Genomic DNA, 26,998 nt, shown 5'->3' with positions numbered 1-26,998 from the left:
ATGACCAGCAGTGCTGGGAACAGCAAGCCGGGTCTCGGGCGTGCGTGGATGTTGAAGATCGTGGTGCTCGCGCTGGTCGCGGCACTCAACGCGCTGGTGGGACCAGCGCTCCTGGGCGGCCCGTCGCCGGCCAACGCAGCGGATCCGTGCGGCCCGACGGGCAACAAGATCGCGTGCGAGAACTCCAAACCGGGCACCGACCCGGAGATCTGGGACATCAACGGTGCGGGTGACTCGTCCATCCAGGGCTTCGCCACCGACATCTCGGTCAACGTCGGCCAGCGCATCGACTTCAAGATCAAGACCGACGCCTCGGCCTACACGATCGACATCTACCGGACCGGGTGGTACCAGGGTCTCGGCGCGCGCTGGATCGACAAGGTGACGCCGAGCGCGTCGCTGCCGCAGAACCAGCCCAACTGCATCACCGACGCCACGACCGAGCTCTACGACTGCGGCAACTGGGGGGTCTCGGCCTCGTGGAACGTGCCGAGCACGGCCGTGTCGGGCGTCTACGTCGCGCTCCTCAAGCGGACCAACGGCGACTCCAGCCACATCACCTTCATCGTGCGCGACGACTCCAGCACCTCCGACATCGTCTTCCAGACCGCCGACCCGACGTGGCACGCCTACAACACCTACGGCGGCTCGAGCTTCTACCAGGGCGGCGCCCACGGCCGCGCCTACAAGCTGAGCTACAACCGCCCGTTCCTCACCCGCGGCACGGCGGCCGGGCGGGACTTCTACTTCGGTGCCGAGTACGCCGGCGTGCGCTTCCTCGAGCGCAACGGCTACGACGTGTCCTACATGGCCGGCGTCGACTCCGACCGTCGGGGCAACCTCATCAGGAACCACAAGGTCTTCCTGTCCGTCGGCCACGACGAGTACTGGAGCGGGCCGCAGCGCGCCAACGTGGAGGCCGCCCGCGACGCCGGGGTCAACCTGCAGTTCCTCGCCGGCAACGAGGTCTACTGGCGCACGCGCTACGAGCCGTCGGCCGACGCGTCGCGCACGGCCTACCGCACCCTGGTGTCCTACAAGGAGACCTGGGGCAACGCGAAGATCGACCCCAACAGCCAGTGGACCGGCACGTGGCGCGACCCGCGCTTCGCCTCGCCCGCCAACGGCGGCGGCCGACCGGAGAACGCGCTGGTCGGCACGGCCTACATGGTCAACTTCAGCGACCTCGCGATGACGGTGCGGCAGGAGGAGGGCAAGCTCCGCCTGTGGCGCAACAGCGGCCTCGCCAGCATGACCGGTGCGTCCACGACGCTCGCGCCGCACACCGTCGGCTACGAGTCCAACGAGCCGCTCGACAACGGCTTCGGGCCACCGGGCCTGATCAAGCTGTCCACCACCACGGGCTCGGTGCCCGAGTACCTGCGCGACTTCGGCAACACGGTCAACGCGGGCACGACCAAGCACCACCTGACGCTCTACAAGGCACCCAGCGGCGCGCTCGTCTTCAGCGCCGGCACCGTGCAGTGGACCTACGGCCTCGATGCCGAGCACGACTCGGAGTACCCCGACAACGTCGCCGACCCGCGCATGCAGCAGGCGCAGGTCAACCTGCTCGCCGACATGGGGGCGCAGCCCACCACGCTGATGGCCGGGGTCAACGCCGCGACGAAGTCGACCGACACCGCCGGTCCCACCGTCACCATCTCGACGCCCGCCGCCGGCGCGGCGCAGAAGAACGGCGACGTCGTCACCGTCACCGGCACGGCGGCCGACGCCGCGGGACGCGTGGCCGGTGTGGAGGTCTCCTCCGACGGCGGCGCCACCTGGAAGGCCGCCTCCGGGACCACGTCGTGGACCGCCACGTTCGTGCAGAAGGGACGCGGCAACAGCGCCGTCATGGTCCGGGCGATCGACGACAGCGCCAACATCGGCACGGCGGCGACCCGCAGCTTCTCGGTGACCTGCCCGTGCAGCATCCTCGGCAACGTCACCCCGCCGACCCCGGACACCGACGACAACGTCGGCGTCGAGCTCGGCCTGCGGTTCACCCCGGTCGTCGACGGGTTCGCCACGGGTGTGCGCTTCTACAAGGGAGCGGGCAACACCGGCACGCACGTCGGCTCGCTGTGGGGCCCCAACGGCCAGCGCCTGGCCCAGGTCACCTTCACCAACGAGACCGCCACCGGGTGGCAGAGCGCCAGCTTCTCCGAGGCCGTCCCGATGACCGCCGGCACCAACTACACCGTCTCCTACACCGCCCCGCGCGGCCACTACGCCTCGGAGTCGTGGGCCTTCGTCTACCGCGGCCTCGACACCGGCGCGATGCAGGTCGCCGGTGGCTGGGGTGCGCAACCGCCCGGCGTGTTCGGTGGCGTCGGCACGATGCCTGCCCAGAGCTACCAGTGGGCCAACTACTTCGTCGACGTGGCCTTCTCGGCCACCGACGACTCCCCGCTCATCGGGATGAGCCACTCGCCCGCGCCCGGGTCGAGCGCCATCCCGGCGACGACCACGGTCTCGGCGCGCTTCTCCAAGCCGATGGCTCCGGGCACGCCCGGGCTGACGCTGGTCGACTCCAACGGTGCGAACGTCGCCGGCACGCGGTCGTACGACGCCACGACGCGCACGATCACGTTCACGCCGAGCGCGCCGCTCGCGTCCTTCGTGAGGTACACCGCGACGCTGGCGGGCACCGACACCCTCGGCAACCCGATCGCCTCGGGCGGCACCTGGTCGTTCACGACCGCCAAGCCGCCGAACCCACCGGGCGTGTGCCCCTGCTCGCTGTTCAGCGACGAGACCACCCCGACGATCCTGGAGATCAACGACGGCACTCCGCTGACCCTCGGGACGAGGTTCACCTCCGACGTGAAGGGTGTCGTCACCGGCGTCCGGTTCTACAAGTCGCCGGGCAACACCGGCGCCCACGTCGGCTCCCTGTGGAACCAGAACGGCGTCGAGCTGGCGACCGGGACGTTCACCAACGAGTCGGCCAGCGGGTGGCAGCAGCTGAACTTCGCCACCCCGGTCCCGATCGCGAAGAACACTCCTTACACGGTGGCCTACCGCTCCACCACGGGCCGCTACTCAGCCACCCTCAACGCCTTCTCCGAGCGTGACCTGTCATGGGCGCCGCTGCGGGTGGGCCCGACGGCGGGCGCCTACACCTACGCGCCCGGCTTCCCGGGCGGCCAGTCCAGCACCAACTACCTCGTCGACGTGGTCTTCGAGAAGACGCCGCCGAGCATCTCGATGACGTCGCAGTCGCCCGCTCCGGGTGCGCTCGACGTCCCGCGGAGCAGCAAGGTCGTGGTCGACCTCTCCGACCAGGTCGAGCCCGGCTGGTCGCTGACGGCCGCAGCCGGCGGCAGCGCCATCGCCGGGACCGCGGTCCTGTCGACCGACCGGCAGCGGATCACCTGGACGCCGTCGGCGCTCCTGCCGGCCGGGGCCGACGTGACCGTCACCCTCAGTGGGGTCACCACGGCCGACGGTGCCGTCCTCGGCACGCGGACCTGGACGTTCCGCACCCGCTCGGCGGAGACGTTGCAGAACCAGACGCTCCTCGGTGACGTCGTGCCGGACACGGCCGCCGCCGACGACGGAGCGCCGGTGGAGCTCGGCATGGCCTTCACCCCGTCCCGCAACGGCACGGTCAAGGCGATCCGCTTCTTCAAGGGCGTCGGCAACAACGGCACCCACACCGGCTCGATCTGGTCCGCCGCAGGGTCCAGGCTCGCCACGGTGACCTTCGCCAACGAGACGGCCACCGGCTGGCAGTCCGCGACGCTGTCGCAGCCCCTCGAGGTGACCGCCGGGACGACCTACGTCGTGTCCTACTTCGCGCCGCAGGGCCACTACTCGGTGACCTCGGGCTTCTTCAACAACCCGCTGACGAAGGGCGACCTCACGGCACCCGCGACCAACAACGGCCGCTACGGCTACTCCTCGACCGGTGGGTTCCCGGGCTACACCTACGGCGCGGCGAACTACTTCGTCGACGTGCTGTTCGAGCGGGCGGCGCCGTCGCTGACGGTCGAGTCGCGGACGCCGCAGTCCGGTGCCGGGCAGGTCTCGGTGTCGGCCAAGCCGTCGGTCACCCTGTCCGCTCCGCTCGCCACGGGCTGGTCGATGAGCCTCGCGCGGAGCGGCACGTCGGTCGCCGGCACCTCGGCGCTGTCGGGTGACGGTCGGACCATCACCTTCACCCCCGCCTCGTCGCTCGCCGCCGACACCGCCTACACGGTCACGGTCTCCGGGCTGACGTCGACCGACGGCGCCAGCCTGCCGACGCAGACCTGGTCGTTCACGACGGGCTACGACGACGCCGGCACGACGTCGCTGTTCACCGACGTCACACCGAACACGGCAGCGGCGGACGACGGCTCGGCCATCGAGCTCGGCACGCGGTTCACCCCGTCGCAGGACGGCACCGTCACGGCCGTGCGGTTCTACAAGGGCGCGGGCAACACCGGCACGCACGTGGGCTCGCTGTGGGGCGCGGGCGGCAACCGGCTCGGCCAGGTCACCTTCTCCAACGAGTCGGCGACCGGCTGGCAGACCGCGACGTTCGCGACACCGATCGCGGTGACCGCAGGAACGACGTACGTCGTCTCCTACTACGCGCCCGTCGGCCGCTACGCAGCCTCTCCGGGGTACTTCGCGACGCCGCGCACGGTCGGACCGCTCACGGCGCCCTCCGGCCAGAACGGCGTCTACCGCTACGGCGCCGGCGGAGGCTTCCCGGCCGGCTCCTACAACTCGACCAACTACTTCGTCGACGTGGTCTTCCGCGCGACGTCGCCGTGATCCGGCCCCGGACCGGCTGACAGGGGGAAGACGACATCGACGCAGCAGGGGGTGCGGGCGTGGGGACGCAGCACGGCGAGTCACAGCAGGAACAGGGCACCGGGCACGACGCAGCCCTGGCACGTACGGCAGCAGGCGCGTTCGGCTGGAGCTTCCTCAACGCGGCGCTGTCCAGGTTGGGCACGCTCGTGGTGGGCGTGCTCATGGCCCGGATCCTCGGGCCGGGGGAGTTCGGCACCTTCGCCGTGGCGATGGTGGCACTCCTCGCGGTGCTCAGCTTCAACGAGCTCGGCGTCAGCCTGGCCGTCGTGCGCTGGGAGCGCGACCCGGAGACCGTCCTCGGCACCGTCAACGCCATCTCGACGGCCGGCAGCGTCCTGCTGTTCGTGGCGGTGTTCGCCACCGCCGAGCCGGTCGCGAGCCTCCTCGGCGCCCCGGACGCGGCGGGGATCATCCGGCTGATGTCGGTCTCGGTGGTCTTCAGCGGGATGGTCGCCGGTCCGGCGGCGCTGCTGCAGCGCCGCTTCCAGCAGCGCCGCCGCCTGGTCATCGACCAGACCGTCACCTGGTCCGGAACGGCGTTGTCGCTGGCCCTCGCGCTCGGCGGGTTCGGCGCCTGGAGCCTGGCGTGGGGACGGGTGGCGGCGACGCTGATCGGGGTCGCCCTCTTCATCCACGCGACCCGCCCCTACCGCCTGCGCGTCGACCGCGACCTCGTGGTGCCGCTGCTGCGGTTCGGGCTGCCGCTCGCAGGCACCAGCATCGTCGTCTTCGCGGTCGCCTACGTCGAGCAGGTCGCGGTGGGCGCGACGCTCGGCGCCACGGCGCTCGGCTACTTCGTGCTGGCGTTCAACCTCGCCTCGTGGCCGCTCAACATGTTCTCCCAGCCCCTGCGCAGCGTGGCGCCCGCCGTGTTCTCGCGGCTCCAGGGCGACCCGCAGCGCCTCGGGGAGTCGTTCACCACGCTCCTCCGGATCGTCGCCGTCGTCACCCTGCCGGTCTGCCTCGTCGGCGCCGCGGTGGCGGACGACGTGATCCGGTTCGTCTACGGCGAGGAGTGGGGACCCGCGGCCGGCGTCTTCGCCGTCCTCGTGCTCGCCACCGCCGCCCGCATCTTCGTGGAGCTCTCCTACGACCTCCTCGTGGTGATGCGGCGCACCGGTCGGTTGCTGTCGGTGCAGCTGCTGTGGCTGGCCGCCCTGGCGCCGGCGGTCCTGGTCGCCGCCCGCGAGCGCGGCGTCGTCGGCGTCGCCGTCGCAGAGCTCGCGGTCATGGCGGTCGTGGTGGTGCCGTGCTACCTGTTCATGCTGCGCGGGTGCGGCCTCCGGATCGTGCCCCTCGGGGTCGCCGTGCTGCCCCCGCTCGTCGTCGCCACGGCCGGAGCGGCGGCGGCTGCCCTGGTGGCGCGTGAGCTGGCGTCTCCGCTGCTCTCGACCCTCGCCGCCGGCGTGATCTGCCTGGCCACCATCGCATGCATCCTCGTGCTGCGCCCCGAGCTGCTGCGCCAGCTCCGGGCGCTGAGGTCGGGTGGTGCGGCCGCCGACGATCCCGCGGACGAGCCCACCTCGCAGGACCCCGTCGCGGGGGTGGTCCCGTGACCGCCGGTGACGTCGAGCGCCTCGACGACAACTGGGCGGTGCTCGACCGGCTGGTGCGGCGTGCCGAGTCGCTGGCCCGTCGGGGTCGGGACGAGCAGGCGGCCGTGGCGGCGATGACCGCCGCGACGTTCGCCTGGTGCAACCCCTCCGGTGTGTTCGCCAGCGGTCCCCTCGAGGATGTCCTGACGCGGCTGGGCTCCGACCTTCCCGCACCGCGTGGCCCGGCTCGGGCCGCGGGCGCGCGGCCGCGCGTGCTCCACGTGGCGACCCAGCTCTACGCCACCGGCGGCCACACCCAGATGCTGTCCAGCTGGTTGCGGCTCGACCGGGCGCGGGAGCACCACGTGTGCGTCACCGGCCAGGAGGGCCGCCAGGTGCCGGACAAGATCAGCCGCGTCCTCGACGGCACCGACGCCCTCACCCTCCTCGACGACGGCAGGCCCCGGTTGCTCGACCGGGCGGCCCGGTTGCGCGAGCTGGCCCTCGACCACGACCAAGTGGTGCTCCACGTCCACCCCAACGACGTCGTCCCGGCGATCGCGCTCGCGCTGCCGCCGGGCGAGGGTCCCGAGGTGCTCCTGGTCAACCACGCCGACCACGTCTTCTGGCTCGGCGTCCACGTCGCCGACCGCGTCGTCAACCTCCGCACGAGCGGGGCCCGTCTCAACGTCGAGCGCCGCGGGATCCCCGAGGCGCGCAACGCCCTCCTCGTCCGCCCGCTCGTGATGCGCGACCGCCGGCTGTCACGGTCGGAGGCCCGCGCCGAGCTCGGGCTGCCGCCCGACGCGCTGGTGGTCGCCAGCGCCGCCGACACCTACAAGTACGGCGCCGCCCACGGCGAGACCCTCCTCGACGTGCTCCTGCCGGTCATGCGCGCGCACCCCGAGGCACGCCTCCACGTCGCCGGGCCCGACCCCGACGGTGACTGGTCCGTCCTGGCCGACGAGGGCCTCGGACGCGCCTGGGGACTCCTCCCCGACGTGCACACGCTGCTCGAGGCCGCCGACGTGTACGTCGACTCGCACCCGTTCTCCTCGCTCACCTCGATGCTCGAGGCGGCGTGGCTGGACACGCCCGTGCTGACCCTCCGCTCGCCCGACGAGCGGCTCGGCGTGCTCGGCGCGGACACGCCCGAGCTCGACGACGACCTCGTGGTCGCGGGCTCGGGGCCCGAGCTGGCCGCCGAGGTCGACCGCCTGCTGACCGACGCCGCCGAGCGGCGCAGCGTCGGTGCGAGCACCGGCGCGGCCGTACGCCGGTTCCACGCCGACGGCGCGTGGGCCGAGCTGGCCGGCAAGGTCCTGGACGCCCCGCCGGCGGCTGGTCCTGCGTCGGCGCCCGAGACCGCCGTGCGCGGCACGGGGCCGCTCGACCAGCGGCTGCTGCACGTGATGGGCAACGGCGTGGGCCAGGGGCTGGCCGGCACGCTCGACGTCGTGTCGCCGCTCCTGTCGTGGCCGCGCCGCGTCGAGGCGGCGGCGCGGCTGCTGCGCACCGGCCGGGTGCGCCCCGCGCTCCTGCTCCCGCGTGGCGCGGCGAGCCGGATCAGGAGCGTCCGGACCGCTGCGGGGCGGGTGCGGGCGTCTGCGTGAGCCGGCGCATCGCGCCGGCGAGGCCGATGAGCAGGAAGAAGCAGCCCGCGGTCTGCGGGAAGGCGAAGGCGTCGAAGAAGGCAAGGCCTCCCGCGCCGGCCGCGACCGACGCGAGCAGCGCCTGCGCGACCTGGACGTGGTGCGCCCTCTCGGCACCGGCCGCGTCGGGCGCACCGGCGTCACCCTCGGATCGGGCGGTCTGCGCCGCCTGGAGGGCGCGCCGGGCACTGCGGGCGCTGACGAGACCCGCCACGATGAGGGTGAGGAGTGCGAGCAGGCCGAGGAAGCCGGCCTCGATGGTCATGCCGAGGTAGGCGTTGTCGAGGATCCAGTACTTCGGGAGGAAGGTCCCGAAGCCCTTGCCCACGACGGGGGACCCGCTGATGAACTGGCCGGCGATGTCGTAGCTGCCGGTCCGCGAGGCGATGCTCGGGTCCTCGCCGGCGTTGGAGAACAACCCCCGGATCGAGCCGAGCAGGCCCGGCACCGACACGTACATCACGACGCTGACCACCGTGAAGACACCGAGGGCACGCAGTCGCGTGCGGAGGTCCCACGACAGGGCGAGCACGAACATCCCCGCCAGCGAGCACAGGTAGGCCGACCGCGACATCGAGAAGAAGATCGAGGCGATCATCGCGACGAGCATGGCCCGGGAGAGCCAGCGGTAGCGCGAGCGCACCGACGCGCCCACGATGGCGAGCGGCAGCATCATCCCCAGCACGACGCCGTACTCGATCGGGCTCATCGACGTACCGCTCGGCCGGGAGAAGCCGGAGCGGCTGCTCAGCGTCCACCCCTCCGTGCCCGCCGTGAGGCCGGGCACCCGGATCCGGTCGACGAAGAGCTCACCGGTGGCGTACTGGGCCAGGCCCAGCAGGGCGACCAGCCCGGCCGCGAACGCCAGCCTCCGCAGCACGGTCACGAGCCGGTCCACGTCGCTGACGCCGTCGCAGGCGAGCAGCACGACACCGGCGAGGCTGATCAGCCGCAGCATGCCGGAGTCGGCGGTGCTGATCTCGTCGCCCGGCAGCGGTCCGGCCATGGCGTGGGCGTAGACCATCAGCATCACGACCAGCAGGGCGAGCATCGCCGCCCGGACCGGTCGGAAGCGCCCGTCCGAGCGCTCGGAGCGGCGCACCGTGTGCCAGGCCCAGTAGAGGAACAGGCCGATCCCGAACAGGGTCGCGGGACTGCCGGCGCTGCCCAGGGCGCTGACGACCATGGGGGAGGGGATGAACCACAGCAGGCACACGTAGGCGGTCAGGAGCGCCGCGGCGTCGATCCCGCCCCTGCGGGCGATGCCGGTGCCGGTCGGCTCCTGGACCGCGAGGGTCACGACGCCTCGCCGCGCTCGTCCCGCCGACGGCGCCGCTTCACCAGCCGCGCGGTCACCTCGGCCGGTGCGGCCCGGTCGGGCTCGGGGTGGTCGGGCGGCGGGTCGTCGGTGTGCACGGGGTGCAGCGAGACCGGCGGCGGGTGCTCGGTCGCGTCCTCGACGGCCAGGTCCTCCGGGTCGGGGTCGCGGCGACCGCTGAGCCACCCGTCGACGAGGGCGATCAGCAGCAGGCCCACCCCGCCCAGCGCCGCCATCGTCATCAGCGACGACCTGATCATCGCCTTCTTGGTGGCGGCCGGGGACTCGTCACGGGTGAGGACCACGGAGGTCACCCGCTGGGCAGCAGGGAGGTCGAGCCCGGACTGCAGCTTCTCCAGCTCCACCGGGACGCGGTCGATCAGCGAGGACAGCGCCTCGGTCGCCACGCCCGGTGTGGCTGCCTCGACGGTGAACAGGATGATGGGCGCGCTGTTGGTGTAGTCGGGGACGATCTCGAACGTCGTCCCGGCGGGGTAGTCCTCGCCGAACGCGTCGCCGACCTTCTTGGACGTCAGCGCCCGCACCACGACGTCGCGCGCCTGGCCCACGCCGCCCAGGGACAGGTAGGGGTTCTCCTCCGACATGTCGCCGGTCGGGCCCTCCGTCTGCGAGGGCGGGAACACGAGGACGGTGCCCGTCGCCTCGTAGGTCTCGCCGACGCGCTGCGCGACGAGGAACGTCGCGCCGACGGTCAGCACGGCCAGGGCGAGGACGAGGTACCACCGGCGGCGCAACGAGCGCCACAGGACCCGCATCTCCACGACTGCTCTCCTCTCCTGCCTCAGCCGCCGGTGCGGCGGGCCTCGATGAAGTCGGTCAGCGTGCCCACGCTCTCGAAGACCTCGCCGGTGAAGTCCTCGTCCTCGATGACGATGTCGAACCGGTCCTCGAGGGCGGCCGCCAGCTCCACCACGCCGAGCGAGTCGAGCTCGGGGAGCTCGCCGAAGAGCCGGGTGTCGCGCGTGATCGAGTCCGCACGGTCCTCGATGCCGAGGGTGCGGGTGAGGACCTCCACGACTCCGGGGAGCGTGTCGGTGAGCGTGTGTGCGGGCTGGGTCATACGAGGACCTCCGAAGGTGAGGGATGGCCGAGGAAGGCGGTGGGACTGGCCGTGAGGCCGTAGGCGCCGGCCTGGAAGACGACGACGAGGTCGCCGACCTCCGTGCCGGGCAGGTCGACTTGGTCGCCGAGCAGGTCGAGCGGCGTGCACAGGCAGCCGACCACCGTGACGGGTCCGGTCGGCTCGTCGAGGGCCCGCGTGGCGAGGGCCAGCGGGTAGTTGCGCCGGATGACCTGGCCGAAGTTGCCCGAGGCGGCCAGCTGGTGGTGCATCCCGCCGTCGACGACGGCGTAGCTGCGACCACGCGACTCCTTCACGTCGACGACGCGTGTCACGTAGACACCTGCCTCGCCCACGAGGAACCGTCCCAGCTCCATGACGACGGTGGCGTCGGGCAGCGCCGGCGCCAGGCGTCCGTCGACGAGCTCGGAGAGGCGTCGACCGACGGCGTCGAGGTCGAGGCGCTCGTCCTTCTCGAAGTAGGGGATGCCGAAGCCGCCGCCCAGGTTGACGTACTCCACGGTGCCGGGCACGTGCTCGGCGAGCTCGAGGACGAGGTCCACGGTGCGCTCCTGCGCCTCGCCGAGGATCTCGGCGCTGAGGTTCTGCGACCCCGCGAAGACGTGGAAGCCGACGACGTCCACGTCGTGCTCGCTCACCTCGCCGAGCAGGGACGGGACGGCCTCGGCGTCCACCCCGAACTGCTGGGGGCCACCGCCCATCCGCATGCCCGAGCCCTTGACGGCGAACGGCGGGTTGACGCGTACGGCGGCGCGCGGGCGCAGGGCGAGCTCCTTGCCGGTGCGCACGAGGCGCTGCAGCTCGGTGCGCGACTCGATCTCGACGGTCACCCCCGAGGCGACCGCCCGTCGCAGCTCGGCGTCGGTCTTGCCGGGCCCCGCGAAGCTGATCGAGGCGGGGTCCTGGCCGGTGTCGAGCGCCACGGCGAGCTCGCCGGCGGAGGCGACGTCGAGGTGGTCGACGAGGCCAGCGAGGTGCTGGACCACGGCCGGCATCGGATTCGCCTTGACCGCGTAGCCGAGCGAGACGCGCTCCGGCAGCGCGGACTTCACGGCGGCCACGCGTTCGGTGATCATCGCGCGGTCGTAGGCGAAGAACGGCGTCGAGCCGACACGTTCGGCCAGGCGGTCGACCGGCACACCGCCCACCAGGAGCGTGCCGTCGGCGGTGCCGTGTGCCGTGACGTGGTCGGTGGTCCTCATGCGGTCAGCTCCTCGCGCAGCAGGACCCGGTCGAACTTGCCATTGGGCGAGCGGGGGAGCTCGGAGCGGACCAGCACCTCCGCCGGCACCATGTAGCGCGGCAGCTGGCGTCGGAAGACCGCGAGCAGTGCCTCGGGCTCGAACCCCTCGGCTGCCGGGCTGACCACTACGACGACGCGATGGCCGAGCGCCTCGTCCGGCAGGCCGAGCGCGGCCGCGTCACGGACCAGTCCGCTGTCGTAGGCGACCTCCTCGATCTCCGTCGGGCTCACCCGGTAGCCGGAGGTCTTGATCATGTCGTCGGTGCGCCCGACGAAGTAGAGGAACCCCTCCTCGTCGGCGACGACGCGGTCGCCCGACCACACGGCCAGCTCGGGCGCGCGCCAGTCGGGACCGCCGGGGATGGGGCGGAACCGCTCGGCGGTGCGGGCCGCGTCGCCCCAGTAGCCCTGGGCCACGAGGGCTCCGCGGTGGACCAGCTCGCCCTCCTCGCCCGGCTCGCACGGCGTGCCGTCCGGCTGGAGGACGAGGATCTCGGCGTCCGGGATGGCCTTGCCGATCGAGTCGGGGCGGCGGTCGACCTCGGCCGGGTCGAGGTAGGTCGAGCGGAACGCCTCGGTGAGGCCGTACATCAGGAACGGGCTCGCCTGCGGGAAGATCTCGCGCAGCCGGGTGAGCGTGGAGCGGGGCATCCGGCCGCCGGTGTTCGCGAAGTAGCGCAGCGACGCGGTGGCCTCGGCCGGCCAGTCGGCGGCGGCGAGCTGGATCCACAGCGGCGGGACGCAGGTGAGGCCGGTGACGCGGTGGCGCGCGCACAGCCGTACGACGTCGCGGGCCAGCAGGTAGTTGACGAGCACGACGTGGGCACCGGTGGCAAATGCCGTCGTCACCTGGCTGAGGCCGGCGTCGAAGCTCAGCGGGAGCGCGGCGAGGATCACGTCGTCCTCGTCGTTGCCGAGGTAGGTCGAGACGCTCTCGGCGCCGACCAGCAGGTTGCGGTGCGACAACACGACTCCCTTGGGACGGCCGGTGCTGCCGGACGTGTAGAGGATCGCGGCGGTGTCGATGTCGATCGCCCTGCTCGCGGACGGCGGCGCCTCCACCTGGTCGAGAAGCGTCGCCAGGGCGTGGACCCGGACCTCGCCCCCGTCGGGCACCTCGACCGGTTCGGCGTCGACGAGCAGGACGTGCGCGAGCTCGCGGCAGCCCTTGGCCTCCTCGCGCACCGACTCCCACCGCTGGTGGGTCGTGATGAGCACCCTGACGTCGCAGTCGCCGAGGATGTAGGCCACCTGGGGGCCCTTGAGCGCCGGGTTGACCGGGACGAACACGCCACCTGCGACGGAGGTGCCGAAGATCCCCCCGACGGTCTCGGGCCGCTTGTCGAGGTAGACCGCCACGCGGTCGCCCCGCGAGACGCCGAGGCCGGTCAGGACGGCGCCGGTGCGCGCCGCCAGGTCCCAGGCGGAGGCGTAGTCGAGCGTCGTCTCCTGGTGGCTCAGGGCCGGGCGGTCGCCGAACCGGACGGCGCCCTCCTCGAGCAGGTGGTGCAGCTGCGTCCGCATCAGGTCAATGCCCCCTCGTTCCGTTGCCGGAGCCGCCCCCCGGCGACCGGCTGGGGCGACGAACAACCCACCCGTCGTCCCACGGGCCACGCTACGGACGCGCGGGCTCGGCGCGGCCCGCACCGGGGCGGAGTACCGGATTTGGGGTAGCGAGGTCGAGCCACGCGGGGCCGCGAGGAGCCCGCAGCACCTCGGGCCGGACGAGCACCCGGGCGGCCGCACGCGCGGTGTCGTCGCCGCGCGCCGCCCGGCTGGACTCGCGCAGCAGGAGCGCCACCCAGTACAGGACCGTCCGGGGCCGCGAGGACAGCCGCGAGAACAGGCGCAGCCGGTTGGCGGTGAGGAGCGCCCAGAGCCGGGGCGAGGTGGCGGAGTCGCCCTCGAGGTGGACCGCGCCGGCGTCGGCGACGTAGCGCACGCCGAAGCCCCGGCCACCGGCCCGCAGGTGGAACTCGGTCTCCTCGGAGTAGAGGAAGTAGGACTCGTCCCACGGCCCGCAGGCGTCCAGGCAGGCGCGGCCGACCAGCTGGGTGGAGCCCTCGGCCCAGTCCGGGGTCGCGTCGCGGGCGTAGGGGGCGGGGTCGGTGACGAGCTCGCCCGTCGCGGGCCACCGGCCGGCGACGGTGGCGCCGATGAAGGCATCGGCGTAGGCCCGCAGCAGGGTCGGTCGGCGGCGCATCGAGTGGATGAGCGCGCCGTCGCCGTCGACGAGGCGCGGCACCGCGATCCCGGTGCCCGGCCGGTCGAGCGCCGCGACGAGCAGGGGGAGGCAGCCGGGCTGCAGGCGTACGTCGGGGTTGAGCACGAGCACCGCGGGCGCGTCGGGGGTGGCCGCGACGGCGGCGTTCACCCCTGCCGCGTAGCCGGCGTTGCGCCCGGTCTGCACCACGGTGGCGTCGGGGCACAGTCGCCGCGCCACCTCGACCGTGTCGTCCGAGGAGTCGTTGTCCACCACGACGAGCCGGTAGGGCACGTCGCCGGCTCCGGCGGGCAACGACTCGACCAGGCCGGGAAGGACGTCGGCGCTGTTCCAGGTCACCACCGCGACCGTCACCGGCGCTGCCAGGGTGGTCATGCCATCACCTCCGCGGAGCGGGCGCGCCGGCGGACCAGCGTCCGCCGCGGTGGTGCGGGCTCCGCCGCAGCGGCGGGACGGTGGCGCGGGCGCCAGCGCTCGAGCCAGAAGACCAGGAACGCGGTCAGGGCGACCCCGGTCATCCCGGTGGCGCCGAGGGCGCGGGTCCTGCTCCCGGCCATGGGGTAGACGGGCGGGTCGGCCGACGACGGGACGGCGTAGGCGCGGAGGTTGGCGGGCACGCCCAGCTCGTCCTGGCGCTGCTCGAGCAGCTCCGACACCCGGGCCGAGGTCGCCTCGGCCAGCTCGTGCACCTCGTCGGGGGTCGCTCCCGCGACCTGCACGTCGAGGTAGTTGGCGGAGAAGAGGGGCCGCCACTGCGTGCCCAGGTTGGGCACCCGCACCTGGACGCCGTCCCGGAAGCCCATGCCGACCATGGTGGCGTCGACGTCACCGGTCAGCAGCGGAGGGTGGCCGTCGTTCATGTCGGTGGAGACGACGCCGACCAGTGGCTGCAGCCCGTAGAGCGGGTTCTGGAGCACGCTCTCCTGCTCCATCCCGGACGGGCCGACCAGCACGATGTTGTACTGCGTGAACCACACCGGGGCCTGTCGCTGCACCACCGCGAAGACGCCGACCGTGAGCACGGCGCCGAGCACGACGACGTACCAGCGGCGCAGGGCGGCAGCCAGGAAGTCGCGGGCGGTCATGACCTCTTCTTCTCCGTGCGGTGGTTCAACCGATCTCACCGACGGGCTCGACGAGCTGCGGCGGCAGGTGGAGGTAGGCAGTGGTCTTGCGCTTCTGGTCGATGTCGCCGTACACGCGCTCCACCTGGGCGGGAGTCAGGCCGGTGGACTCCGCGACCTGCTCGATCGGACGGCCGGTGTTCTTGCCGTGCAGGCAGAGGTCCATGAGGTTCCACGGGAGGGAGAAGTAGAACTCCTCCTGCGACTGCGGCAGGGAGTAGGTGTCGGTCGTCGAGGGCCGGGTGCGGACCTGCTCGGGGACGCCGAGGAAGTCCGCGAGGGCGTAGACCTGGGTCTTGTAGAGGTGGGCGATCGGCTTCACGTCGGCCGCCCCGTCGCCGAGCTTCACGAAGAAGCCCTGGTCGTACTCGAGACGGTTGGGCGTGCCGGTGACGACGTAGTTGAGCCGGTCGGCGTGGTAGTACTCCGTCATCCGCCGGGCCCGCTGCTTGAAGTTCGTCGCCGCCACGATGCCGAGGTAGGACTCGGTCGTCAGCCGGTGGCGGGTCGTGGTGCCGTCGGGCGCCTGCACGACCACGGAGTAGAGGCGCAGGCTCTCCGACTCCACGACGCTCGGCAGCACGATCTTCGACTTGTGCTCGGGGCCGTAGTCGGGGCACACCATCCGGATCGCGCCGTCGCGGCGCTCGTAGCAACGGGCCGCCTCGAGCACCGGCGTGATGTCCTCGACGACCGAGTCGATGCCGAGGGAGTCGGAGACCAGCGTGCTGAACGCGAGCGTGTCCTCGGAGGAGTCCCGCTCGGGCATGTGGAGCCCGAAGACCCGGTCCTTGCCGATCGCGGCGACGCACAGCGCTGCGACCACGCTGGAGTCGATGCCGCCGGACAGCGCGACCACCGCCCCCTTGCGACGGGCGCGGGTGAGGTAGCCGCGGAGCGACGCGCTGATCCGGGCGACCTCCGCCTCGACGTCGATCGCCAGCACGTCGCTGTCGGCCCGGCTGTCGGACTTCGTGGTGGTCATGCAGTGCTCCTCACGTCTGGACCCGGTCGATGACGGTCATCGGCGCGGGTGGTGCGTCGTCGCTCGCCGCGCCCGCGTCGACGACCAGCTGCTGGTGGAGCAGCTGGGTCGAGACGACCGCGAGCAGGCGCATGTTGTCGGTGTTGCCCGCTCGTGCGCCGCCGGTGCGGGCGGCCTTGGCGAGGAGCCCGGCGACCGGGCGCGGGGCGAAGACCCCGGCTGCGGCGAGGGCGTCGGACGAGGTCACCTCGGTCAGCCACTCCGGCGGCGGGCCGCTGAAGAAGCTGGCGGTGTCGGGGGAGCGGTAGGGCTGCTTGGGACGGCGGCGGATCTGCTCGGGCACGAGGTCCTCGAAGGCCACCTTCAGCAGGTGCTTCTCGTCGAGACCGCAGAGCTTGTGGCGCGCCGGCAGCCGGTTGGCGAGCTCGACGACCTCCTTGTCGAGGAACGGGAAGCGTCCCTCCACCGAGTTGGCCATCAGCATCCGGTCACCCTGGCTGGACAGGATGTAGCCGGGCAGGAGCGTGGTCATCTCCAGCCACTGGGCGCGCGACAGCGGGTCCCAGGCCTCGCTGCCGGCAGGCATCCGCGAGACGACGTCCTGACCGCGGTCGAGCTCGTCGCGCAGGGCGGGGGAGAGCAACCCCTTCACGGCGCTGGTGGACGCCCAGCGTGGGCGGTGCGAGATCGCAGGGTCGTCGGCGTCGAGGTCCTGCCCGAAGAAGCTGCGCGCGAAGGCCGGGGCGCTGCCCGGGTTGCGCTCCATCCACGGGTAGAGCAGCTCGACGGCGCGGTCGCGGGTGGCCGAGCCCGGGTCGCGGGCCCAGAAGGCGCGCACCCGGCCCTCGCGGAAGATGTCGTACCCACCGAGCACCTCGTCGGCGCCCTCGCCCGTGACGACGACCTTGTAGCCGTTGTCGCGCACCAGCCGCGAGAGCAGGAAGAGCGGTGCGGGCGCGGTGCGGAGCACGGGCGTCTCGGTGTGCCGCACGACCTCGGGGAACACCTCGGCCACGTCGGAGGGGGAGACCGTGATCTCCTCGTGCTGGGCGCCGAGCTCGGCCACCATCTTGTGCTGGTGGACGCCCTCGTCGTACTCCGCGTCGGTGAACCGCAGCGAGAACGTGTGGAGCGGCGCGTCGGTGTACCGGGCGATCACGGCGGCCGTGATCGAGGAGTCGATGCCGCCCGAGAGGTAGGCACCGACCGGCACGTCGCTGCGCACGAAGCGCAGCCGGGCCGCCTCGACCAGGCGCTCGCGCAGCTCGGCGGCGTTGGCCTCGATGTCCTGGCCCGGCTCGGTGCCGCGGTCGGGGAAGTCGATGCTCCAGTAGGGGTGGCGGCGGAAGCCGTCGCGGTCCAGCACCGCGACGTGGCCCGGCTCGAGCTGCTCGATCCCGGCGAACACCGTGCGCGGCGCCACCGTCGACCAGTAGGTCAGCACCTCGTCGAGCCCGATGGGGTCGAAGGCGCGCGGCAGGGCCGGGTCGGCCATCAGCGCCTTGACCTCGGAGGCGAAGGCGATCCGCTGCCGGTCTCGCGTGTAGAAGAGCGGGCGCACCCCGAGGCGGTCGCGCGAGAGCACCAGCCGGTGCTCACGCGAGTCCCACAGGGCGAGGGCCCACTGGCCGTTGAAGCGGGTGAAGCACTGCTCTCCCCACTCTTCCCAGGCGTGCACGATGACCTCGGTGTCGCTCGCGGTGCGGAAGCGGTGGCCGCAGCGGCGCAGCTCCTCACCGAGCTCGACGTAGTTGAAGATCTCGCCGTTGAACGAGATCCACACGGTCTCGTCCTCGTTGCACAGCGGCTGTGCGCCGCCCTCGGTGTCGATGATCGCCAGTCGCGTGTGCCCGAGCGCGGCGTGGTCGTCGCGGTAGAGACCGCTGCCGTCCGGACCCCGGTGGCGCAGCCGACCGATCATCCGGGTCACGAGCTCCCTGTCCGGCGGCGGGCCGTCGAGGTCGACGACGCCGCAGATACCGCACATCAGGCCGTCCCGCCGGCCCGGGCGAGCACCGCCCGCATGCCCTCGGCGGTGCCGAGGAGGTCGGGGTCGATCTGCTCCTCGCGGAGCACGACGTGGAAGACGTCCTCCAGGAAGATCGCCGCCTTCACCGCCTCGAGGTGCCGGTCACCGGCCGGGTCCCGCAGGCGGGCGTACTCCGCGAGCGCACGGTCCACGTGCGCGGCGTCGGGCCCGGGCCCGGGACCGGGCCCGGGCTCGGCCTCGGCCTCGGGCTCCTGCTGGGGCTGCTGCTCGGGCTGCTGCTCGGGGGCAGCAGCCTGCGGCGCGGGGCGCCGTACGCGGTAGTTGAGCATCGCGGAGTTGTCGTAGTCGGCGGCGATCACGCGTCCCGGGTTGCCGGCGACCAGCGCGCGGGCGGGTACGTCGCGCGAGACCACGCTGCCGGCGGAGATCGTGGCGCCGTCGCCGATCGTCACGTCACCGGTGATGGTCGCGCCCGGACCGATCCACACGTCGTTGCCGATCCGGGGCACCCCCTGGTCGCCGGAGGCCACGCGCTGCCCGATCGTCACGTTGTGGTGCATCACGCAGTTGTCGCCGATGACCGCCGCCCCGACGAACACTCCCGTGTGGTGCATCAGGAGCAGGCCCGGGCCGATCTGCGCCTTCGGGTCGAGGTCGGCGTGGTGGATGTTCATCACGCGGCGGCGCCAGACCACGGCGAAGACCCGCGCCGGCAGGCCCTTCAGCGGGTGCTGGGCGTGGTACTGCCGGGCGAACTGGTCGAAGCGGTAGCTCGCGACGACACGGAAGTCGGCGTTCCACATCCACAGCCGCAGACGCTGCGACGGGCCCCGTCGGCCCCCCGCGACGATCGTGTAGTACTTGTCGACGTCCGTGCGGAACGGACGGTCTTCCGGGTCCTCGACCCGGTCGTGGACTTCCCCCATGACTGTTCCCGACGGGAAGGGCGTCAGCCCACGGCCTGTCCGGCGAGGGTCTTGGACGCGACGAACCTGGTGAGGCCGCCGACGCTCCCGAGGTTCTCGAAGACGGTCTCGGACTCGCCGACGACGATCCCGAAGTGGTCCTCGAGGAACTCGATGAGCTCGAGGACGCCCGTGGAGTCCACGATGCCCTCCTCGAGCAGGGACGCCTCGTCGTCGGGCAACCTGTCGTGGTCACCGAAGAGGTAGTTGTCGCCGATGAACTCTCGCAGCTCGTTCCTGATCTGGTCGTGCACGTTCGCCTCCCCTGGCAGTGTCAGGGCCTCCACCCCAGTCGGCCCGCCACCCAGTGGAGCAGGGGCGGGAAGGTGCGGAGGCGCGTGGCGGGAACACTCCCCAATAGTGGTGAGGGTGCCGGCGAGGTCCCGTCCGCACCGGTGGCGTACCTAGTGTCGGAGTCGTGGCCGCCGCGGTGGACGGCCGGACGGGGGACGTGACATGGGGGGCAGCACCCGGGTGGTGGGCACGATCGGCACGGGCACGGACATCGTGTCGGTGGCGCGCATCGCCGCGCTCCACAGGAGCGCCGGCGACCGGTTCCTGCAGCGCTGGTTCACCGACGACGAGATCGCCTACTGCACGTCCCGAGCACGTCCCGAGCTGCACCTCGCGGCTCGCATGGCGGCGAAGGAGGCGGTCCTGAAGGCGCTGCGCCCGGCCGGCGACGCGCCCCTGGCGTGGCGCTCGATCGAGATCGGCCGCGACGCCGACGGTGCGCCCAGCGTGCGGCTCGACGGTGACGTCCGAGCGCTCGCCGACAGCCGTGGCGCCGGGCCGATCCACGTGTCGTTGTCCCACTGCGACGAGTACGCCGTGGCGGTGGCGGTCGCGGACGCCGCGACCGGCTGACCTCGCAGCTCGCGCGACCCCGGCCACCCAGCTGGTCGCTCAGCCGTGCGACAGGCCGGCGCCCAGCGGGACCGCCTGCGGACGGGTCCACTCCGGGGGCCGCTGCCGTGCGGTCTGCCCGCGCACCAGCCAGACCTCGTCCCACTGCACGCCTGCGAGCCAGTCCCGGCCGCTGACCTCCGGACCGAGGTCGGCCAGGTCGGCGACCGCGAGCCCGGTGACCAGCACGTGCTCGGCGCGGTCGAGCGACCTCAGCGCCTCCCGTACGTGCCGCGGCGCGACGGCGGACATCACCACAGGTCGACCGGCGCGCTCGAGAACGACGGACGCCCCGGCCTCGGCGGCGAAGCCGCCACGGCGGTCGGCGTTGAGGAGGTGGAGCGGCTGCTCCGCGGAGTAGCCGAGGAGGTCGACCTCGTGCGCGATGTCGGCGAGCACCACCTGGACGCCGATCTCCGCGCGCACGCGGGCCGCGATCCGGGACTGCTGCAGCCACCGACGGCGCCAGCCGTGGTCACGGATGATCGGGAGCCGACCCCAGTCGCGGGCGCCGGGATCGACCGTGCCGCAGGTCGTGTGGATCGGGACCAGCCCCGGGTAGAGGTCCCCGACGTGGCGGTGCGCCTCGTCGAGGCGTGCGAGGTTCGTGGTCATGCTGTTGTGCGTGATGGCCGTGTCCACGGCTCCGACGAGGCGGCCCGCGGACCGCACCCGGAGCGAGTACTCCACGCCGTAGGCGTGCCAGGCCAGCTCCGGATCCTCGCTGAGCGGCTCGCGGAGCAGGTCGTCGCGCCGTGCGATCAGCAGCACCTCGTCGAGGGTGTCGACGGGCACCGGGTCGGGCGCCGACTCCCCGATGAGGATGACGCGGTCGCGCAGCCGGCCCACGGAGGTGCGGTCGGCGGTGACGCCGTTGGCGCCGAGGATGCCCCACCTCTCGTCCTCCAGCGCGGCGGCGCAGGCGGCGAGCCGGTCCAGGTCGTGCAGGTAGACGTCCTGGTGCACCAGCACCACCACGTCGTGACTGGCCTGCCGCACGGCGTGGTTGAGCGCCGAGCCGGCCGAGGTGTGGGCGTGCTCGGTGTTGTCCACCGGCAGGTACTCCACCTCCACCGGTCCGTCGTACGCCTGGATCGAGCGGTCGAGGCAGTGCTCCCTGACGGCAGGATCGTTGTACACGCATGCGATCGTCATCCCCACGGCGCGAGTCGACCACGGGGCGCCACCGACCGCCGGAGCGTGCGCCGCGACATCCCCCGGTTGGGGTACGCGAGCGCCGCCCACCCCGCGTGATGATGGAGCATCGAAGGAGGGGGTCGATGGGACGCAGACGCTCGGGCGCGGTCCTGGCCGCCCTCGCGGTGGTGGTCGTCGTCGTTGCCGTCGTCCTCGCGGTCCTGGCCGTCCGGGCGACCGACGAGGAGCCCACGGTCGCGAGCACCGACGACTCGGCACCGAGCGACGCCGCCGCGACGCCGGACCCCACCGGCGCGTCCGAGCCGGACGCCCACGAGGGCGCCCACGAGGGCGCCCACGCAGGAGCCTTCCCGGACGCCGACAACACCGGCGTCCCGTCCGGCACCGAGCTCGCGCCCTACGCCGGGCCCTGCACCATCACCGAGACCGCCGTGCTCTCGGCGGTGGACGCCACCGGCGTCTGCCCGGCGATCGTGGTGCAGGCGAAGGATGTGCGGATCGAGGCGTCCCGCGTGCCGCGCGTCGAGTCCACCGCCACCCAGGTCGACCCGACGTTCTCCGTCGAGGTCGTCGACTCGGAGGTCGTGGCCGGCAAGTGGATCGGCGGAGCGGTGTGGGGCGACAACCTGACGGTCCTTCGTACGGAGGTGACCGGTGGCGCCTACAGCGTCCACTGCGGGAGTGGCTGCCTGGTCGAGGACTCGTGGCTCCACGACCAGTACAACCCCGACGGGGAGGCCGCGCACAACAACGCGTTCCTGTCCAACGGCGGCTCCCACATGGTCATTCGCCACAACACCCTCCACTGCACGCCCACGCTCAACGACACCGACGGCGGGTGCACCTCCGACCTGTCGCTCTTCGGCGACTTCGGGCCGATCCGCGACGTGGTCGTCGAGAGCAACCTGCTCAAGGCCAACAGCTCGTCGGCCTCCTACTGCGCGTTCCTCGGCCACGCCCCGGGCAAGGCCTACCCCGTCGCCACCGGCGTGGTCGTCACCGGCAACGTCTTCGAGCGTGGGACCAACGACCTGTGCGGCGTCTACGGCCCCGTCACCTCGTTCCAGCCCGACGCCGAGGGCAACGTCTGGCGCGACAACACCTGGGACGACGGCAGCGAGCTCGTTCCCGAGTGACGACGGCGCCGGTCCTCCGGCGGCCGTGGATCGAGGAGGGACGAAGTCCCGTCACGAGACCGGCGCGGATTCGCGCTCGGGGAGGGGGCGGCCGCCGACCGAGGAGAGCGGCGGCCGTGGGTCGAGGAGGGACGAAGTCCCGTCACGAGACCAAGCCGAGAAGGCGGGCCACCAACCGTCCACAGCCATAGCGGCTGTCGGTGGCCGCCAGTAGAATCGAACACATGATCGAGGCGCTGGCAGACCGCGGAGCAGGTGAGGTCGAGGACCTCGCCGCCGCCGATCTGCTCGCACTCGCGAAGGAACAGAAGTCGGCTGAGGATCGGGCGGCGGCACAGCTTCTCGTCACGGCGGCGCGCTGGGCCGACCTGCACCCGCCGGAGTCGATCCACGCCGCGGCCGCGTTCACGGTCCCCGGCTCGGAGCACGAGGAGCCCATCGCTGGTGAGGGTGCGCCACTGGTCGCGGAGTTCTGCCTCGCCGAGCTCGGCGGCGTCCTCGGGGTCTCGACGACCGCGGCGAAGAAGCTCGTCGGCCACGCCCTCGAGCTGCGCCACCGCCTCCCCCGACTGTGGGCGCTCGTCCAGGCGGGTCGGGTGCCGGCCTGGAAGGCCCGCGCGGTCGCCGAGACCACGATCCACACGTCGCCCGCCCTGACCCGCGACGCGGCGGCGTTCGTCGACGCGCAGGTCGCAGCGGTGGCGGGGCGGGTCGGTCCGGCGCAGCTGGACCGGCTCGTGGCGGAGGCGATCAAGCGCTACGACCTCGCCGAGGTGGACCCGGCCGGCGACCCGGAGGACGGCTACTTGTCCGTTGACCCGCGCCACGTCACGATCCACGACGACGACGTGCACTTCGCCGGCACGATGAGGATGGAGGCGGAGGTCGACATCGCGGATGCCCTGGACCTCGACCGCGCCCTCGCTCACGGTGCGGCCACGTTGAAGGCCCTCGGGTCGGACGCCTCGCTCGGGGCGCGCCGCTCGGCTGCGCTGGGCGAGCTCGCCCGGACGCAGACCGCGCTCGACCTCGCCGGGCCGGGTGTCGACCGTGAGCGCCTGCCGGCCGCGCGGGAGGTCGTCCTCCACGCCCACTTCGACGCCACCCTCTCCGGCGATACGACGGTCTTCGGGTCGACGGGTCGGATGGAGGAGGGCCGGCGGCTGATCCTGCTCGACCAGGTCCGCGACTGGTGCGGCGACTCCCGCACGAAGGTCACCATCAAGCCGGTCATCGACCTCAACGCGGACCTCTCCACCCCGGCCTACGAGGTCCCCGACCGGATCCGCGAACAGGTCATTCTTCGCGATCGCACGTGCGTCTTCCCGTGGTGCACCCGTCCCGCCCGGGGCTGCGACATCGACCACCTCACCGAGTTCGACCACGACGCTCACGCGGAAGGCCGACCACAACCCGGTCCAACCCGCACCCGCAACCTCGCCGCACTCTGCAGGTTTCACCACCGACTCAAGACCCACACCGCCTGGCACTACGAGATGACCGATCCCGGAGTGTTCGAGTGGACCTCACCCCACGGCCACACCTACCGACGCGACCGCACCGGCACCACCGCGATCTACAGGGCCGAGCCACCCGATCCGCCCGACCCACCGGGCATCCCACGACCCCGCCGACCATGACCCCGCCCCACACCCCGCCACCCACCGGGTAGCGGGGACACAGGCACGTCGTGGGGCGCTCGGGCGAGGTCGACCACGATGGTCGTGTGGTCATCCGGCTCGCCCGCGGCCGCCCGCGAGCTGCGACCGCGTCGGCGACCCGGTGCGCGGGGAGTCGCGGCAGCAGCATCGAGGCCACGTCCTCGCGACGACGTGGACCTTGCTGGCTGAGCATCTGGATCCCCCGCTCGTCCCGCTCATGCGCGGACCCGAAGGTAGGTTCCCCGCCATGCGTCATCGGTTGACTGCCAGGACCCCCGGAGGCCGCAGAGTCGCCCTCCGCCCGCTCGAGGCGGAGGACGCGCCGCGGGTCCAGGAAGCCTGCTCGGATCCAGAGACGATTGCGCGGCTGGGTGGGGCCGTCATCAACGAGCGTTACAGCCTGGACGACGCACGCGCCTACATCGCCTGGGCGATGGACAGGGTCGCGGCACCCACTCACATGATCTGGGCCGTCACGGACGGACGAACGGGTGACCTTCTCGGCAACATGGGCCCGACGGGAAGTGGCGGCGACCTGACCGACACAGCGGCGCTCGGCTACTGGACTCATCCTGCGGCGCGGGGCAGCGGTGTCACCAAGTCCGCCGCAACGGCTGTGGTGGACGAGGCGTTCTCACCGGCGGCGGACGGTGGGGGCGGGCTGCGACGCCTGACCCTCGTCGTTGCCGTTGGAAACGTCGGGTCGCAGCGAGTGGCTGAGGCGGCCGGGTTCCAGCGGAACGGCCGCCGTCGCGAGAGCAACCTGCTCGTCGACGGGACCTACACGGACGAGTTCTCAAACGACCTCCTCGCGACCGACACGCGCTGACTGGGCGTCCCCCCGCACGCCGAGGCATCGCCTCTCCAACGCCTCAGGACCGAACAGGCCGCCGGGCAGCGGGGCCACAGGCACGCCCGGCGCTGGGACGGCGTCCAGCCGTGTCAGGGATGGGTGAACCGGATCGCCGACGACCGGTCGACCAGCACGACCCGGTCCCCCGAGGACCACTCGGCGACCCGTGAGACCAGCAGGTCGGACACGGCCGGCGCGTGCGGTCCCTGCTCGGGCACGGGGTAGGTCGCGTGGGCATCGCGGGCCAGCACGACTCCGAAGCCCAGCTGCAGGGCACCTCGAGCGGTCGCGGCCACGCACATCTCGGACAGCAGCCCGCAGACCGACACGCCGTCGACCCCCTGCCGGAGCAGGTCCGCAGCCAGGTCGCTGTCGGCGAACACGTCGTCCTGCACCTTGCGGATGACGAGCTCGTCCGTTCGGACCTCGTGTGCCAGCTGCCACCCCGGGCTCCCGGGTTCGTCCGGAGAGCCGGGAGCGCCATCGTTCTGCACGTGGACGACGGGGCAACCAGCCGCGCGAGCAGCCTCCAGCTGCTGGGACACGGCATCGACGACGCGGGATGCGCTCGGCACCCGGTGGTGCCCGGTGACGAAGGCGCGCTGCACGTCGACCACGATCAACGCACGGGCACGGGCGGACACCTCGCTCATCGCGCCGAGGCTACCGACGGGACCAGGCCTTCAGCGCAGGCGCTTGACCGTGCCGACGAGCGCACCGCGGGCGCGGGAGGTGACCGGGGGCCGGCGGAGCACGTCGCGCTCCACGGACTCGACGGTGTCGCCGCTCCGGATGCTGTAGCGGGGCTGGAGCCAGCGGTCGGTGTGGGCCCAGCGGCGGTCGCTGGTCTGCACGGTCCGGTAGCCGAGCGGGCGCAGCTCGTGCAGGACGGTGCGGTCGTAGCGGCCCAGCGGTAGGGCGGCGTCGTGGACGCGGCTGCCGGTCACGTCCTGCAGCACGGTGCGCGCGATGACGAACTCCTCCCGACGTCGGGCCGGGTCGAGGCCGCGCCAGGGCCGGTGGGACATGCCGTGGTTGCCGATCGTCATGCCGGCCTCGTGCAGCTCGCGCACGTCCTCGCGGCTGAGGCTGCCCGGACGGTCCAGGCGCCCGGCGACCACGAAGAAGCTCGCGAGCAGGCCGCGCTCGCGCAGGGCCGGCAGTGCGATCTCCACGTCCGAGGAGTTGCCGTCGTCGAAGCTGAGCCGCACGTCACCCCGCCCGACGACCTTGTCGAGCACGCCGAGGAAGACGTCCCGGCTGATCCAGTAGTCGTCCTCGCCGGGCTCCAGTCGGCGCTGCGGCGCGCCGATGCCATGGAAGCAGACATTCACCACGCGCATGCGTCGAACCGTAGGGGCGCCTCGCCCCGTCGCCGCGAGCCTCCGGGAGAGGCTCACAAAATATGGGTATGTGGCTCGGCAGCGCCCGGCCGGCGCCGACCGGTCTTCCTACGGTGGGCGCATGTCAGGGGAGTCCGTGGGGGTGGACCTGGCACCGATCACCGATGACGACATCGGTGCGGTCGCCGCGTTCCTGCACCGCCACCTCAACGTCAGGTTGAGTGCCGCCGAGTGGGCGCGGTGCGCCGTTCCGCCGTGGAGCGCGGACGCGCCCAACCACGGCTTCATGCTGCGTCAGGGCGACGACGTCGTCGGTGTCTACCTCGCCTTCTACTCCGAGCGCGTCGTGGACGGCGAGCTGCGCCGGCGGTGCAACCTGGCCGCCTGGTGCGTGCTCGAGGAGCACCGCGCGCACGGCGTACGCCTCGCGCGGGCGATGCTGCGCCAGCGCGACTACGACTTCGTCGACCTCTCGCCCAGCGGCAACGTGGTCGGCATCAACGAGCGCCTCGGCTTCTCGAGGCTCGACACCGCGACGGCGCTGGTCCCGAACCTCCCGCTGCCGTCGCGCCGCGGGGTCCGGGTCCTCACCTCGCCCGAGCAGATCGAGGCAGCGCTCACGGGGGCCGACCTCCAGGTCTACCGCGACCACCGAGGCGCCGCGGCCGCGCTGCACTTCGTGGTGCGCGTCGGCGAGGACTCCTGCTACGTCATCGCCCGGCGCGACCGGCGCAAGGGGCTGCCGCTCTTCGCCTCGCTGGTCCACGTCTCCGACCCGGCCGTCCTGGCCCGGGCCGGGCACGCGCCGTACCGACACCTGCTGCTGCGACACCACGCGCTCGTGACGCTCGCCGAGCGACGGGTGGCGGGGCGGCCGCCCCGGCTGTCCCGGGCTCAGGCGGCGCCACGGCCGCGGATGTTCCGCGGCGCCGCCCTCGAGCCCCACGCCGTCGACTACCTGTACAGCGAGCTGACCTGCGTGCCGTGGTGA

The 26,998-nt window shown here is 72.5% G+C and carries 22 protein-coding genes; 8 read left to right on the top strand and 14 right to left on the bottom strand.

Annotation, left to right across the window (positions count from 1 at the left end; all coding sequences use genetic code 11):
- The 3 genes from AC3A3L_RS12570 to AC3A3L_RS12560 are packed head-to-tail and all read left to right on the top strand — an operon-like array spanning window position 1 to window position 7,960.
- Complete coding sequence (locus tag AC3A3L_RS12570; RefSeq protein ID WP_487640370.1) at window positions 1–4,770, top strand: DUF4082 domain-containing protein; 4,770 nt, start codon at window positions 1–3, stop codon at window positions 4,768–4,770.
- Between the two features lie 59 nt (window positions 4,771–4,829).
- Window positions 4,830–6,368 carry an oligosaccharide flippase family protein gene (locus AC3A3L_RS12565; protein WP_487640369.1) on the top strand — a complete coding sequence of 513 codons (1,539 nt, stop codon included), beginning with the start codon at window positions 4,830–4,832 and terminating at the stop codon, window positions 6,366–6,368.
- Window positions 6,365–7,960 carry a glycosyltransferase family protein gene (locus tag AC3A3L_RS12560; protein WP_487640368.1) on the top strand — a complete coding sequence of 532 codons (1,596 nt, stop codon included), beginning with the start codon at window positions 6,365–6,367 and terminating at the stop codon, window positions 7,958–7,960. Before AC3A3L_RS12565 ends, AC3A3L_RS12560 begins: the two co-directional genes overlap by 4 nt.
- Here the strand turns inward: AC3A3L_RS12560 and AC3A3L_RS12555 are convergent.
- The 11 genes from AC3A3L_RS12555 to AC3A3L_RS12505 all read right to left on the bottom strand — a co-directional run bounded on the left by AC3A3L_RS12555 (window position 7,914) and on the right by AC3A3L_RS12505 (window position 19,204).
- Window positions 7,914–9,299 (bottom strand): O-antigen ligase family protein, encoded by a 1,386-nt coding sequence (locus AC3A3L_RS12555; RefSeq protein WP_487640367.1) that lies wholly within the window; start codon window positions 9,297–9,299, stop codon window positions 7,914–7,916. The genes AC3A3L_RS12560 and AC3A3L_RS12555 overlap by 47 nt on opposite strands.
- Complete coding sequence (locus AC3A3L_RS12550) at window positions 9,296–10,099, bottom strand: hypothetical protein (protein ID WP_487640366.1); 804 nt, start codon at window positions 10,097–10,099, stop codon at window positions 9,296–9,298. Before AC3A3L_RS12550 ends, AC3A3L_RS12555 begins: the two co-directional genes overlap by 4 nt.
- A gap of 20 nt (window positions 10,100–10,119) precedes the next feature.
- Window positions 10,120–10,398, bottom strand: a complete 279-nt coding sequence (locus AC3A3L_RS12545; RefSeq protein WP_487640365.1) for an acyl carrier protein — start codon at window positions 10,396–10,398, stop codon at window positions 10,120–10,122.
- On the bottom strand, window positions 10,395–11,621 hold the full coding sequence (locus AC3A3L_RS12540; RefSeq protein WP_487640364.1) for a pyridoxal-dependent decarboxylase, exosortase A system-associated: 1,227 nt from the start codon (window positions 11,619–11,621) through the stop codon (window positions 10,395–10,397). Before AC3A3L_RS12540 ends, AC3A3L_RS12545 begins: the two co-directional genes overlap by 4 nt.
- Window positions 11,618–13,186 (bottom strand): acyl-CoA ligase (AMP-forming), exosortase A system-associated, encoded by a 1,569-nt coding sequence (locus AC3A3L_RS12535; protein ID WP_487640363.1) that lies wholly within the window; start codon window positions 13,184–13,186, stop codon window positions 11,618–11,620. Before AC3A3L_RS12535 ends, AC3A3L_RS12540 begins: the two co-directional genes overlap by 4 nt.
- Before the next feature lie 91 nt (window positions 13,187–13,277).
- Window positions 13,278–14,261: a glycosyltransferase gene (locus AC3A3L_RS12530; protein WP_487640362.1), complete on the bottom strand. Its 984-nt coding sequence runs from the start codon at window positions 14,259–14,261 to the stop codon at window positions 13,278–13,280.
- On the bottom strand, window positions 14,258–14,971 hold the full coding sequence (locus AC3A3L_RS12525) for a hypothetical protein (RefSeq protein WP_487640361.1): 714 nt from the start codon (window positions 14,969–14,971) through the stop codon (window positions 14,258–14,260). Before AC3A3L_RS12525 ends, AC3A3L_RS12530 begins: the two co-directional genes overlap by 4 nt.
- Before the next feature lie 25 nt (window positions 14,972–14,996).
- Window positions 14,997–15,995: an NAD(+) synthase gene (gene nadE / locus AC3A3L_RS12520; protein ID WP_487640360.1), complete on the bottom strand. Its 999-nt coding sequence runs from the start codon at window positions 15,993–15,995 to the stop codon at window positions 14,997–14,999.
- 10 nt (window positions 15,996–16,005) lie between these two features.
- Window positions 16,006–17,982 (bottom strand): asparagine synthase (glutamine-hydrolyzing), encoded by a 1,977-nt coding sequence (asnB, locus tag AC3A3L_RS12515; protein WP_487640359.1) that lies wholly within the window; start codon window positions 17,980–17,982, stop codon window positions 16,006–16,008.
- Window positions 17,982–18,911: a serine O-acetyltransferase gene (locus tag AC3A3L_RS12510; protein ID WP_487640358.1), complete on the bottom strand. Its 930-nt coding sequence runs from the start codon at window positions 18,909–18,911 to the stop codon at window positions 17,982–17,984. The genes asnB and AC3A3L_RS12510 overlap by 1 nt, the downstream gene beginning before the upstream one ends.
- A 23-nt stretch (window positions 18,912–18,934) precedes the next feature.
- Window positions 18,935–19,204, bottom strand: a complete 270-nt coding sequence (locus AC3A3L_RS12505; protein ID WP_487640357.1) for an acyl carrier protein — start codon at window positions 19,202–19,204, stop codon at window positions 18,935–18,937.
- 202 nt (window positions 19,205–19,406) lie between these two features.
- Here AC3A3L_RS12505 and acpS point away from each other — a divergent pair, with 202 nt between their 5' ends.
- Window positions 19,407–19,817, top strand: a complete 411-nt coding sequence (acpS, locus tag AC3A3L_RS12500) for a holo-ACP synthase (RefSeq protein WP_487640356.1) — start codon at window positions 19,407–19,409, stop codon at window positions 19,815–19,817.
- A gap of 39 nt (window positions 19,818–19,856) precedes the next feature.
- Here acpS and AC3A3L_RS12495 read toward each other — a convergent pair whose 3' ends face one another.
- The gene (locus AC3A3L_RS12495) at window positions 19,857–20,996 is read right to left on the bottom strand and encodes a hypothetical protein (protein WP_487640355.1); all 1,140 of its coding nucleotides are present in this window, start codon (window positions 20,994–20,996) and stop codon (window positions 19,857–19,859) included.
- A 140-nt stretch (window positions 20,997–21,136) separates the two neighbouring features.
- Between AC3A3L_RS12495 and AC3A3L_RS12490 the strand changes: the two genes are divergently transcribed.
- The 3 genes from AC3A3L_RS12490 to AC3A3L_RS12480 all read left to right on the top strand — a co-directional run bounded on the left by AC3A3L_RS12490 (window position 21,137) and on the right by AC3A3L_RS12480 (window position 24,640).
- The gene (locus AC3A3L_RS12490) at window positions 21,137–22,150 is read left to right on the top strand and encodes a hypothetical protein (protein WP_487640354.1); all 1,014 of its coding nucleotides are present in this window, start codon (window positions 21,137–21,139) and stop codon (window positions 22,148–22,150) included.
- 224 nt (window positions 22,151–22,374) lie between these two features.
- A complete protein-coding gene (locus tag AC3A3L_RS12485; RefSeq protein ID WP_487640353.1) occupies window positions 22,375–23,790 on the top strand; it encodes an HNH endonuclease signature motif containing protein in 1,416 nt (471 codons plus the stop codon).
- A gap of 268 nt (window positions 23,791–24,058) precedes the next feature.
- On the top strand, window positions 24,059–24,640 hold the full coding sequence (locus AC3A3L_RS12480) for a GNAT family N-acetyltransferase (protein ID WP_487640352.1): 582 nt from the start codon (window positions 24,059–24,061) through the stop codon (window positions 24,638–24,640).
- A gap of 113 nt (window positions 24,641–24,753) precedes the next feature.
- On the opposite strand, the gene AC3A3L_RS12475 is transcribed toward AC3A3L_RS12480, so the two are convergent.
- Together AC3A3L_RS12475 and AC3A3L_RS12470 are read right to left on the bottom strand one after the other, a co-directional pair.
- Window positions 24,754–25,317, bottom strand: a complete 564-nt coding sequence (locus AC3A3L_RS12475; RefSeq protein ID WP_487640351.1) for an isochorismatase family protein — start codon at window positions 25,315–25,317, stop codon at window positions 24,754–24,756.
- Window positions 25,318–25,347: 30 nt separating this feature from the next.
- Window positions 25,348–26,007, bottom strand: coding sequence for a polysaccharide deacetylase family protein (locus tag AC3A3L_RS12470; RefSeq protein ID WP_487640350.1), 660 nt, complete (start codon window positions 26,005–26,007; stop codon window positions 25,348–25,350).
- 121 nt (window positions 26,008–26,128) lie between these two features.
- Here AC3A3L_RS12470 and AC3A3L_RS12465 point away from each other — a divergent pair, with 121 nt between their 5' ends.
- Window positions 26,129–26,998, top strand: a complete 870-nt coding sequence (locus tag AC3A3L_RS12465) for a hypothetical protein (protein WP_487640349.1) — start codon at window positions 26,129–26,131, stop codon at window positions 26,996–26,998.

This window comes from Nocardioides sp. Soil_C_8 (assembly GCF_057656315.1).
The sequence above is the reverse complement of the archived record's forward strand: the minus strand, read 5'-3'. Positions and strand labels throughout refer to the sequence as shown.

Bases quoted from the DNA above. Each gene is read 5' to 3' on its own strand.
- AC3A3L_RS12490 (WP_487640354.1), top strand. From the start codon at position 21,137: ATGGGACGCAGACGCTCGGGCGCGGTCCTGGCCGCCCTCGCGGTGGTG.
- AC3A3L_RS12540 (WP_487640364.1), bottom strand. From the start codon at position 11,621: ATGAGGACCACCGACCACGTCACGGCACACGGCACCGCCGACGGCACG.
- AC3A3L_RS12525 (WP_487640361.1), bottom strand. From the start codon at position 14,971: ATGACCGCCCGCGACTTCCTGGCTGCCGCCCTGCGCCGCTGGTACGTC.
- AC3A3L_RS12475 (WP_487640351.1), bottom strand. From the start codon at position 25,317: ATGAGCGAGGTGTCCGCCCGTGCCCGTGCGTTGATCGTGGTCGACGTG.
- AC3A3L_RS12545 (WP_487640365.1), bottom strand. From the start codon at position 10,398: ATGACCCAGCCCGCACACACGCTCACCGACACGCTCCCCGGAGTCGTG.
- asnB (WP_487640359.1), bottom strand. From the start codon at position 17,982: ATGTGCGGTATCTGCGGCGTCGTCGACCTCGACGGCCCGCCGCCGGAC.
- AC3A3L_RS12480 (WP_487640352.1), top strand. From the start codon at position 24,059: ATGCGTCATCGGTTGACTGCCAGGACCCCCGGAGGCCGCAGAGTCGCC.
- AC3A3L_RS12510 (WP_487640358.1), bottom strand. From the start codon at position 18,911: ATGGGGGAAGTCCACGACCGGGTCGAGGACCCGGAAGACCGTCCGTTC.
- AC3A3L_RS12535 (WP_487640363.1), bottom strand. From the start codon at position 13,186: ATGCGGACGCAGCTGCACCACCTGCTCGAGGAGGGCGCCGTCCGGTTC.
- AC3A3L_RS12465 (WP_487640349.1), top strand. From the start codon at position 26,129: ATGTCAGGGGAGTCCGTGGGGGTGGACCTGGCACCGATCACCGATGAC.
- nadE (WP_487640360.1), bottom strand. From the start codon at position 15,995: ATGACCACCACGAAGTCCGACAGCCGGGCCGACAGCGACGTGCTGGCG.
- AC3A3L_RS12570 (WP_487640370.1), top strand. From the start codon at position 1: ATGACCAGCAGTGCTGGGAACAGCAAGCCGGGTCTCGGGCGTGCGTGG.
- AC3A3L_RS12530 (WP_487640362.1), bottom strand. From the start codon at position 14,261: ATGACCACCCTGGCAGCGCCGGTGACGGTCGCGGTGGTGACCTGGAAC.
- AC3A3L_RS12485 (WP_487640353.1), top strand. From the start codon at position 22,375: ATGATCGAGGCGCTGGCAGACCGCGGAGCAGGTGAGGTCGAGGACCTC.
- AC3A3L_RS12470 (WP_487640350.1), bottom strand. From the start codon at position 26,007: ATGCGCGTGGTGAATGTCTGCTTCCATGGCATCGGCGCGCCGCAGCGC.
- acpS (WP_487640356.1), top strand. From the start codon at position 19,407: ATGGGGGGCAGCACCCGGGTGGTGGGCACGATCGGCACGGGCACGGAC.